This is a genomic window from Psychrobacter sp. APC 3426 (assembly GCF_030408035.1).
Lineage (GTDB): Bacteria > Pseudomonadota > Gammaproteobacteria > Pseudomonadales > Moraxellaceae > Psychrobacter.
The window spans coordinates 40,552-50,549 of record NZ_JASDCF010000024.1; the positions used below are offsets into that span (position 1 = coordinate 40,552).

8 protein-coding genes and 1 rRNA gene are annotated in these 9,998 nt (G+C 41.9%); 3 read left to right on the plus strand and 6 right to left on the minus strand.

Annotated features, from left to right (window positions below):
- Positions 1-148: 148 nt before the first annotated feature.
- Positions 149-880, minus strand: a complete 732-nt coding sequence (locus QL919_RS11245) for an FKBP-type peptidyl-prolyl cis-trans isomerase (protein ID WP_290189612.1) — start codon at positions 878-880, stop codon at positions 149-151.
- Positions 881-1,366: 486 nt separating this feature from the next.
- On the opposite strand from QL919_RS11245, the gene QL919_RS11250 reads away from it, so the two are divergent.
- The gene (locus QL919_RS11250; protein WP_290189613.1) at positions 1,367-3,049 is read left to right on the plus strand and encodes a mechanosensitive ion channel; all 1,683 of its coding nucleotides are present in this window, start codon (positions 1,367-1,369) and stop codon (positions 3,047-3,049) included.
- An 81-nt stretch (positions 3,050-3,130) separates the two neighbouring features.
- Here QL919_RS11250 and QL919_RS11255 read toward each other — a convergent pair whose 3' ends face one another.
- Positions 3,131-4,645, minus strand: coding sequence for a hypothetical protein (locus tag QL919_RS11255; protein WP_290189614.1), 1,515 nt, complete (start codon positions 4,643-4,645; stop codon positions 3,131-3,133).
- 304 nt (positions 4,646-4,949) lie between these two features.
- Here QL919_RS11255 and QL919_RS11260 point away from each other — a divergent pair, with 304 nt between their 5' ends.
- Positions 4,950-5,618 carry an SDR family oxidoreductase gene (locus QL919_RS11260; RefSeq protein ID WP_290189615.1) on the plus strand — a complete coding sequence of 223 codons (669 nt, stop codon included), beginning with the start codon at positions 4,950-4,952 and terminating at the stop codon, positions 5,616-5,618.
- A gap of 157 nt (positions 5,619-5,775) precedes the next feature.
- On the opposite strand, the gene QL919_RS11265 is transcribed toward QL919_RS11260, so the two are convergent.
- The 3 genes from QL919_RS11265 to QL919_RS11275 form a co-directional block, all read right to left on the minus strand.
- Complete coding sequence (locus tag QL919_RS11265; RefSeq protein ID WP_290189616.1) at positions 5,776-6,471, minus strand: lysophospholipid acyltransferase family protein; 696 nt, start codon at positions 6,469-6,471, stop codon at positions 5,776-5,778.
- A 159-nt stretch (positions 6,472-6,630) separates the two neighbouring features.
- Complete coding sequence (gene parE / locus QL919_RS11270) at positions 6,631-8,517, minus strand: DNA topoisomerase IV subunit B (RefSeq protein WP_290189617.1); 1,887 nt, start codon at positions 8,515-8,517, stop codon at positions 6,631-6,633.
- Positions 8,518-8,682: 165 nt separating this feature from the next.
- Complete coding sequence (locus QL919_RS11275; RefSeq protein WP_290189618.1) at positions 8,683-9,342, minus strand: YqiA/YcfP family alpha/beta fold hydrolase; 660 nt, start codon at positions 9,340-9,342, stop codon at positions 8,683-8,685.
- Positions 9,343-9,541: 199 nt separating this feature from the next.
- Between QL919_RS11275 and QL919_RS11280 the strand changes: the two genes are divergently transcribed.
- Complete coding sequence (locus QL919_RS11280) at positions 9,542-9,802, plus strand: DUF1289 domain-containing protein (protein ID WP_290189619.1); 261 nt, start codon at positions 9,542-9,544, stop codon at positions 9,800-9,802.
- Between the two features lie 98 nt (positions 9,803-9,900).
- Here the strand turns inward: QL919_RS11280 and rrf are convergent.
- Positions 9,901-9,998, minus strand: a 5S ribosomal RNA gene (rrf, locus tag QL919_RS11285); the annotation flags it as partial.

Here is a 9,998-nt window from a genome sequence, read left to right on the forward strand (position 1 = left end):
TGCAGCGGACTCATTAAAAACTGATCTAATGACCTCTCATGAAAAAGCCCTCATAATTAATTATGAGGGCTTTTGTTGTAGCTGCTATCTAAAGCTATTAAGCCCTTAGCGCAGCATACTTCATTACTATACTATCTTAATTTTTATACTATTTTACTTTTAATAGCTCAACAGTAAAGATAAGCGTGCTATTAGGCTCGATACCTGCGTTACCCGCTTCGCCATAAGCGATGTCTGATGGGATATAAAACTCGTACTTACCGCCCTCTTTCATCAACTGTAGACCTTCTGTCCAACCAGCGATTACTTGGTTTAGTGGAAATTCAATTGCCTCACCACGCTCATACGAGCTATCAAATACGGTGCCATCGATGAGCTTGCCTTCGTAGTTCACTTCAACGACATCAGTGGCTTTTGGTGATTTGCCAGTACCTGCTGTGATGACCTTATACTGTAGACCAGAAGCGGTCTCTTTCACGCCTTCTTTCTTCGCATTTTCTGCTAAGAATGCAGCCCCTGCCGCTTTATTGTCGGTGGCTTTGGTTTCCATTTCTTTAACGAACTTTTCTTCTTGCTCTTTTTGGTAGTCCATCAATACTTGTTGCATTTGCTCTTGCGTCAATGCTGAATCATTACCTTCGTAACCATCACGAAAACCTTTTTCGAACGTATCAAGATTCAGGTCGCCAACGGCTTCTTTATTACCTTCAGCCATCATATAACCTAGGCTATAACCCACTTTTTCATTGGTTGGGCTTTGTTCAGTAATTGCAACGCTTTGGGCAGCCGTTTCTTGATTGCCGTTATTGGTGCTACAACCTGTTATTAACAACATAGCACTAGCAAGTGCACTAACGCTTAAAGTAGTGATTTTTTTCATAAAGTACTCTCAAATTGTATGAATAGTGGCGAGATGTCACATTCTTCTATAATAGCAAATCTTAGTTTTGGTAACCACGCCTCAGACCAAATTATCGGGCGAATGTACAGTCTATGTTAATATTTCTTATGATAATAACAAGTTATCACACAAATATAGTAACAGGTTAAGCTTTCTGTCTTTAAATCTACCTATACATCAGCTAAGCTAAATTAGTTAAGGGGATACGTAACCAATCGTAAGCTTCTATCATCAGTGTTTTGGCATTTATAGCGATGTAATAATCGACATGGCAAGTAATTGATGCCATAAATGTTAAAGCCAGTGCTTCTGATAGAGGTTAATGATTATAAATTATGATATCCCTATATAACTTAAACTAAAAATACTGTTTATAACACTACCTTATATTTGTTTGGCTGAGTAATACTGGTAATAATATTTTTGTATTTGGCTGCTGATATGAGATGATTAAAGGAGGATAAGATGAATCCAATGTTTGCATCTTTTAACGGATATCTTGGTGGGCCTATCGGTTCCATCATTGGTGCAATTTTAATATTTATTATTGGCTGGTTAGTGGCACTTGGCATCGCAGCATTAGTACGCGGTGTATTGTCTAAAGTAAATCTAAATCAACGCATGAACTCTTCAACTGGTAAAACCTACGATCTTGAGGGTATTATCTCTAAGATTGTTTTTTGGTTTATCTTTATCATCGCAATTTCTGGGGCTCTTAGCCAATTGAATTTAAACTCTATTTCGGCACCATTCGCAAATATGGTCAACCAAGTATTGGCGTTTATTCCTAACCTAATCGGTGCTATCGCGCTGGGTGTTATTGGTTGGGTCGTGGCAACTGTTGCCCGCACAGCTATCAACGCAGCCTTATCTAAAACGTCTATGGATGAGCGTTTAAGTGCTCAAGCTGGCGTAAAACCCATGAGCAGCACGATTGCTGACATGGTTTATTGGTTCATCTTATTGGTTGTATTGACCATGGTATTGGGTCAATTAGAGCTTGATGGATTGTTTGCCCCATTAACGAATATGGTCGATAAAATCTTCAGCTTTATCCCTAACATTCTAATCGCTGGTGTAGTGTTCGTTGTAGGTTACATCATTGCCAAAGTAGTACGTGGCATTGTGACCAACCTTGTTTCTACTTTTAACGTACAAGAACTGGCGTCAAAAGCAGGTTTAAGTGAACAAAACAGCCTACCTAATATTGCTGGTTCATTGGCATTTTTGGTCGTAATTATCCCAACGATTATCGCGGCATTAAATGCACTTAAAATCGAAGTAATCGCTCGTCCAGCAACGAACATGCTGAACAAAATTATGGAAGCATTGCCAAATATCTTTATGGCTGTGGCTATCCTAGTAGTGACCTTCTACGTGGTACGCATGGTTGCCAACATCATTAAAGGCTTGATTGAAAACACTCAAATCAATCAACTACCTGCCAAAGTTGGTTTACAAGAAACCATGGGCGATAAGAAAGTCTCTGACCTAGTTGGTTATGCGATTATCTTCTTTGCCATGTTGTTTGCCGCTATCGCAGCAGCTGATTTATTAGGTTTTGAGCCTATCTCAGCCATTATTACTATGTTCATCGCGTTTGGTGCGAATATCATCCTAGGCGCAATTATTCTATTTATTGGCTTTTGGTTGGCCAACATCATCGCTGGTGTCGTTGAGCGTTCTGAGCAAGGCTCACAATTCTTAGCCAACATCGTACGTGTATTGATCATGGGCTTAGTACTAGCCATGGGTCTAAAAGCGATGGGTATTGCTGACTCTATTGTTAACCTAGCATTTGGTCTAACCTTAGGTGCAGTAGCCGTTGCCTTTGCACTATCATTTGGTCTTGGTGGTCAAGAAGCAGCAGCACGTTTCCTACGCAAAATGCAGGATAAAATGGACAGAGAGCATAAAGAAGCCAAAGCAAAGTCTGCGCTTCAACCTAGCTCATCAACTCAAGACAAAGTTGCTGATTCAGTTCGTGACAACACGCCAGCTGCAAGCACGTCGACTAATGACTTGCGTACAGATGTCGTAGACACTACTCGCGTTAACACGGATGACATCACCAATGATGCTATCAACAAAAACAACGATGACATACTACCTGGTAGCGGTCTTTATGACGACACCAATAATAAGTAAGTATCAATGACTCGTTAATCTGAATTAGAAAAAAGACAGCTTAGGCTGTCTTTTTTTATGCCACTATATAAAGCCTTCTATTCAAGGTTTATTTTTTCGAGCAGGTATAGAAAGAGTCAGGTTTACTTGAGGCAGCGCAGCTGGCTGAGTACTATCACGAGATACCTTATTCGCTGTTCCGGTTTGTGTTTCTGAATCCGTTGAGTTTTCTGCCCTTGTTGAGGGCTTATTCATGGTCTGTTGCGCAGCCTGTTGCTGTTTAAGCTGCTGTATCTGTTTAGTCAGCTGTCGCTCACGTTGGGTCATCTGATTAACAGGTTGAATCCATAAATCGATATCGATAAAGGTATCATCATTTTCAGTAATAAACTCAATGCCTAATACGATAACATGGTGCAGCTCGACTATCGGGAGACGAGTCGCCACATCTTGCGCAATCTTTGCCAAGTTTGGCTGAATCACCTTTTTACTGTTCTGACCATCAACATCCTGTCCGTAGAATATCAGCACATAATGGCGCCCCAAACTTTCGTAAGAATGTTGATGCACTACATAGCCGTCTTTTTGTAAGTCATGCCCCTGCTTTGGATGTCGATACAATGTTCGCACCAATTCATGACGTGAGAATAAAGACTCATCTAGTAACTGCTGCTGCCAATAAGCAAGGTCTGTATCTGAAAGCCCATCATTATCAGCTTCCTGCAAGTTTTGATTAATTTTCAGCAGGTTGTCACGGTAGGCCTCTATCATTTGGCTACTTAGCTGCGACCATAGCGACGCTGCTTGCGCCATGTGCTGATAATACATCTGGGCAGTTTTACTTTGATTCTTAGCAGCTAGGCTCATAGCAACCAGCGCTGAACAAGGCTCTGTCTGGATACTAGACTTGATGAGTGCATTGTCTACCGTGATAGCAGCCGTAAACAAAGATGAGCTTTTTAAGAAATCTTCCACCAGCTCTGTTTCTGATGTAAAGCTGGCGACGTGATTGTTAGCCGAAGACTGTAGTTGTTCTAGGTGATAATTTAAAAACCGCCATAGCTCACACGGTGTTTGTAAGGCTTCTAGTACTGTCTGCCAATCATGCCAGCTAAAAACTTGCAGTTGCTGTACGCTGTCAGTCATATCGACAACCAAGTCTTCCATGAAATAACGTGCGCCAAACGCGTGAGTGAGACGTTTTAATGACTCTATGGGCTGTTGTTGCGGAATATTTAGCTCAGCCTTACTTTTTCTGCTGCTATCAATAAACTGAATGTCAAAAGCCAGTACCTCATGGCTAACACTATTCTCACTTGTGTGTTGAGCAAGATAAGATTTGTGCCATGCCAATGCCGCCTTCAGCGTGACCATACGTGCTGCATCAATATCTTCTGAGCTGCTACCAGCGGGCAAATATAACGTTAATTCTAAAAGCCGTAGTTGGCCTAGTGGTAGTTGGTAGTGACGTAGGCGAGCGCCGTATTGAGCATTGTATTTTTGCTCGATTGTCGACATGTTGCTCAAAACAACCTCTACAGCATCTGCGTGTAAATACCAGCTCAGCTCTTTCGCAAGAGCTGCCACCTCAGATATTGCAGTCGTCGAATCAGACACAGTTTCAACCTTTTATTATTAAATATATATGTTGTATGCTACGTTACTCCCTTTACCATGACATTATCATGGCTAGAATAGTAACGAACGAGATATCGGCAGAAAAAATAAGACACGTGAGCACTATCAGTCAAAAGCTCTATTAGTCACGGTCGCTTTCAAAGCGGTGAATTGTTATGATGATATTAAAGCATCATCGCTTATGCAAAGATTTTTAGACTATAAACTGCGTACGCACATCACTATTTCGTACACACATCAAACTTATTTAATGACCGTCATATAATAACAAGGATTGAACAATATGAAGCGCTTTAAAGAGAAAACCGTCATCATAACTGGGGCAGATTCAGATATTGGTCGTGCCATCGCGCTTAAATTTGCCCAAGAAGGCGCTAATTGTATCATTGTCGGTATTAACAACGATATTTTAGAGTATATCTACGAGGAACTCCCAGAAGACCATACGTGGATTAATACTGGTAACCACTTTACTGTCACGAGTGATATTAATGATCCAAGCCAAACAAAAAGATTGGTCGAACATGTCCTTGAGAAGTATAAGCATATTGACGTGATGATTAACATCGACACGGCTTTCGGTATTCATCAGTCAGTCGTACCTGAATTGACCAAAACCAAAGGTAATATAGTCAACGTCTCAACACTGACAGAGATACCAGTGGATTGGACGGTAGAGACTTACAGAGCCGAACAAAAAAAGTTAACGGATATCACCAAAAAACTGGCATTAGAAAACATACCAAATAATGTGCGTATTAACGCTGTCACTGCTGGGTTGGTAACCACTGATATCAGCTCAAACCCATTTGTTACGCACTCGCCATTAGCAAAAACAGCAACACCTTTGGACGTTGCCGCTGCAGTGCTGTTTTTGGCCAGCGATGATGCTGCGATCATCACCGGCATCAATCTACCTGTTGATGGTGGGGTCAGTACGTTTACTGAGTGAGCAAATTATTATTAATTTGACACCAATTTTTTCTATAGAAAAAAGCCTCTGATGCTAAAGATCAGAGGCTTTTTAATGACTGAATTTTGGCGCATAGTCCTAAGGAATTACACATAGGAGCTTGCACAGAGGAACTTGGTTGTAAAGGCTAAAAGGCTTAATCAACTGAGTTATTAATATCCTGTAATGGCTGTGATAAACGTTCAGGATGTCTGGGTGTCACACCCTGATATTGGCTATATATTTTTGGCAAATCAGCATCAATGTCGCCACTAGGATAAACCAAAGACATAAAGCGTATCTCCTTGGTCTTATAGTCCATTGCGACTGGCAAAATCGGCACACCCGCGCCCACGGCCAAATAATAGAAGCCCGACTTCCATTTTTCGGTATATTGACGCGTCCCTTCTGGCGCCAATCCCAAAAATAATGGTTCACCCGTTTTAAACTTATCGATACTCGCTTGTAGCACCGAGCCTTTATTGCCACGGTCAATAGGAATAACCCCTATCCAATTTAATAGCTGAGCAAATAACGGCACTTTAAATAAAGTATGCTTACCCATGATGCTTATTTTTAAGTCCAAGGCAAATAAGCTTGGTATGGCATAAACCCCATCAACATTTGAAGTGTGAGGCAGTGCTAGAACCACAGCCTGTGGAATATTTGGAATCTCACCAACCGTACGCCAGCCCGCCGCCTTTAATAAAGCAGAAGCAATAAATGGCGCAGCTTTGTTACCACGCCTTGGAACCAAATCACCCAAATGCTTTTTGCTGAGTTTCGGTAAGATTTTAGCACCCGTAGGCTTAGAAGCAGTTGATTTAGAACGATTAAATAGCTTTGATGTCATGACGGCACCATGTAATAAAAGATGCCTATATAATAACATTAAGCTTGTGCTACTTAGCTGAATTTTGCAGGATTTTATTGCGTTATAGCTTACTTAATTATTTATATATATAAATAAAGTGTGTATCAGCGACCCCCATACTGACTGCCTCATGCCACTTTAAGGAATATCAGCTAAATTTCCTTTATTCTCAAGCCATGTCTTACGGTCTGCTGCGCGCTTTTTAGCCAATAGCATATCCATCACACTGTTGGTCAGTATCATGTCATCCATGTCTAACTGTACTAAACGGCGAGTATCACGATTCATGGTCGTTTCACGCAGTTGCTCAGCACTCATCTCTCCCAAGCCTTTAAAACGTGTGATTTGCGCTTTCTTGTTGCCTGGCACATTTGACAATATATGCTCAAGTTCAGGCTCATCGAGCGCATAATGCACCTCTTTACCCACATCGACACGGTACAAAGGTGGCATCGCCACAAACAAGTGACCGGCATCAACCAAGGCTGGGAAATGCTTGACGAATAACGCACAAATTAGGGTCGCGATATGCAGACCATCGGAGTCCGCATCCGCTAAGATACAGACTTTGTCATAGCGCAGCTCGGACAAATCATCAGAAGCAGGATCAACCCCGATAGCGATAGCGATATCATGAATCTCTTGGCTCGATAAAACCGTATCTGAAGATACTTCCCACGTATTTAAAATCTTACCACGCAATGGCAATATCGCCTGATAATGACGGTCACGCGCTTGCTTGGCACTACCACCTGCAGAGTCACCCTCTACTAAAAACAACTCTGCGCCATCACGCAAATCCCCACGACAATCCGCCAACTTACCCGGCAATGCAGGGCCTTGAGTAATTTTCTTACGGGCAACTTTTTTCGCAGATTTTAATCGACGACCTGCTTTATTAATCGCCAGCTCGGCAATCTGGGTAGCCATATCGGCATGCTGATTTAGCCATAAGCTAAAGGCATCTTTTGCCAATGTCTGAACCGCCCCAGCTGCTTCACGACTCGATAAGCGCTCTTTGGTTTGACCTGAAAACTGTGGCTCAGAGAATTTTAGCGACAGGATATAGTTCACCCCGTCCCACACATCTTCTGCCGTTAGCTTGACGCTACGTGGTAGCAAATTATGAATATCACAAAACTCACGTAAGGCCTCTAAAATACCTGTGCGTAGGCCATTAACGTGCGTACCGCCTTGTGCAGTCGGAATAAGGTTTACGTAACTTTCTTGAACAGGGGTACCACCATCAGGCAGCCAAGACAGCGCAAAAGTAATACCGGCTCGTTCGCCCGCTTTAGCATCGTGGTTATAATAAAATGGTGCTTCAGGCAAAGTTTCAAGACCATCTAGCTGCTCGTTTAAATACTCAACAACACCATCAGCGAATTGCCAAACGACTTTTTCATTATTAATATCATCAACAAACTCAATCGTTAAACCAGCAGCTAACACTGCCTTGGCTTTTAGATTATGCTTAAGCTGTTTGACGTTAAATTTTGGCGTATCAAAAAAGCTGCCATCAGCCCAAAAGTGTACTTTGGTACCACGCTTACGCTTATTTGAGCTGATTGCTTCGGTTAAAGGCGTAACTGCTGCACCATTCTCGAACGCCATCTCAAACTGCGCACTGTCACGCCATACCGTCACCTCTACTCGCGTGGATAGTGCATTGACCACAGAGATGCCCACACCGTGTAAGCCGCCTGAAACTTCATAGTTGGACGTCGAAAATTTACCACCAGCATGCAGACGGGTTAAAATCAGTTCGATACCTGTTTGACCAAATTCAGGATGAATATCAGTGGGCATACCACGACCATCATCTTCGACTGATAGCGATCCATCACTATGTAGTTGAACCTTGATAATCTTGGCATAACCAGCCAATGCTTCATCGACTGAGTTATCGATGACTTCTTGCGCCAAATGATTAGGGCGGGTGGTATCGGTATACATACCTGGGCGACGACGTACGGGCTCAAGACCTTCTAAAACTTCTAACGATTGCGCATTATATTGACTCACAAATGCATCCTTAACTGTTCATGTGCGATTAATTCTATTACACCATTATAACGAAAAATAGCGACATTAACGGTAATAGTCAGTCGCTCACGTCAGATAATGTCGTCTATTTTAGGTTCTTGAGGTATCAGGTTCTATGTTAGGCGGGCTATATTTTATTTAAAATTAAAGCAGCTGCCTTAACATATCAATTACCATTGGCAATTGCGCACCAAAGTCACTAAACCTATGGTCACCACCAACTTGCATAGTGACCGTCGCTCCCTTTTCTTTGTAAAACTGTTTAGAGAGTTCGGGATTTAGCAGCTCATCGCCATCTTTGATTAATACAGACACTTTATCGGGGTAATTAATAGTCGTTAATTGGTGCGCTGCAAACCACTCTAAATCTGCATGAGTAATATCCCAACCACCTGCTGTTGAGTGAAGAATCTGATCGGACAAGCCCTCTTCCTTCACATCAGTTCCCAAAGCCGAATCCTCAGAAAAGCGCTGTAATGTCACATGCGGCTGAGTACTAGGATTTAGTAGCAGCGCTGGACAACCTGTATAATTACTGATTAGAGTAGAGAAATAACCACCCAATGAGCTACCAACCAATATCGTATTTGACGATTTAAATTTTGCATATTCAGCATGATTACGATTGCTATTCAAATTTTCGATCAATGATGATATCTGATTGAAAACTTGATCAGGCGTTTTATTTAAATCAGGACGCAATACATTAATATCAGGATGATTTTGGCGGCAATAATCTTCTAGTAGTCTGCCTTTGGTAGAGTTAGCATCACTGTCTAACCCATGAATATAAATAACGTCCACGTATAATCTCACTTATTAATTTTGTTATGATTGCTATGAATGAGTAGTAAAAACTCAGCATAGCATTGCGTTAATAAAAACAGTAACAATAAAACCGCACATTATTATTCACTATTTGCGACATAATAGTGTTTTACAGTGAGATTGGACAGGAAATTAGACAAGTTAAAGGAACAACGATAATAATGATGGAGCCGCCATGAACCAGCAGTTTGAACTGTTCGAGATTGCCAATCCATGCATTGGTGTCTGTCACAGCAATAAAAAAGGCTATTGCTTTGGCTGCTTGCGTAGTCGACCTGAGCGGCAGCTCTGGCATGATATGACGACTGAACAGCGTCGTGAGGTACTACGGCTGGTTTCTGGACGTAGACAGCGTATTGAACAGATGAGGCAGCGCAAAGGCGAGCAATTGGGATTTAATTTTGAAGAAGTGGTTGAAACGGGTGAGTTGTTCTAAAAGAATCTAACAATAAAGCTCACCACCAACACTTTACTCAACACAAAAGAAAACCCCCTTAGCGATTACGCCAAGGGGGTTTTACTTTTAGAATAGAGAGCTGACGATGACCTACTCTCACATGGCCGGGGCCACACTACCATTGGCGCGATGATGTTTCACTTCTGAGTTCGGGAAGGGATCAGGTGGTGCCATC

Excerpts from the sequence above, each read along its gene's own strand:
- QL919_RS11245 (WP_290189612.1), bottom strand. The coding sequence starts at position 880 with ATGAAAAAAATCACTACTTTAAGCGTTAGTGCACTTGCTAGTGCTATG.
- QL919_RS11250 (WP_290189613.1), top strand. The coding sequence starts at position 1,367 with ATGAATCCAATGTTTGCATCTTTTAACGGATATCTTGGTGGGCCTATC.
- QL919_RS11260 (WP_290189615.1), top strand. The coding sequence starts at position 4,950 with ATGAAGCGCTTTAAAGAGAAAACCGTCATCATAACTGGGGCAGATTCA.
- QL919_RS11265 (WP_290189616.1), bottom strand. The coding sequence starts at position 6,471 with ATGACATCAAAGCTATTTAATCGTTCTAAATCAACTGCTTCTAAGCCT.
- QL919_RS11280 (WP_290189619.1), top strand. The coding sequence starts at position 9,542 with ATGAACCAGCAGTTTGAACTGTTCGAGATTGCCAATCCATGCATTGGT.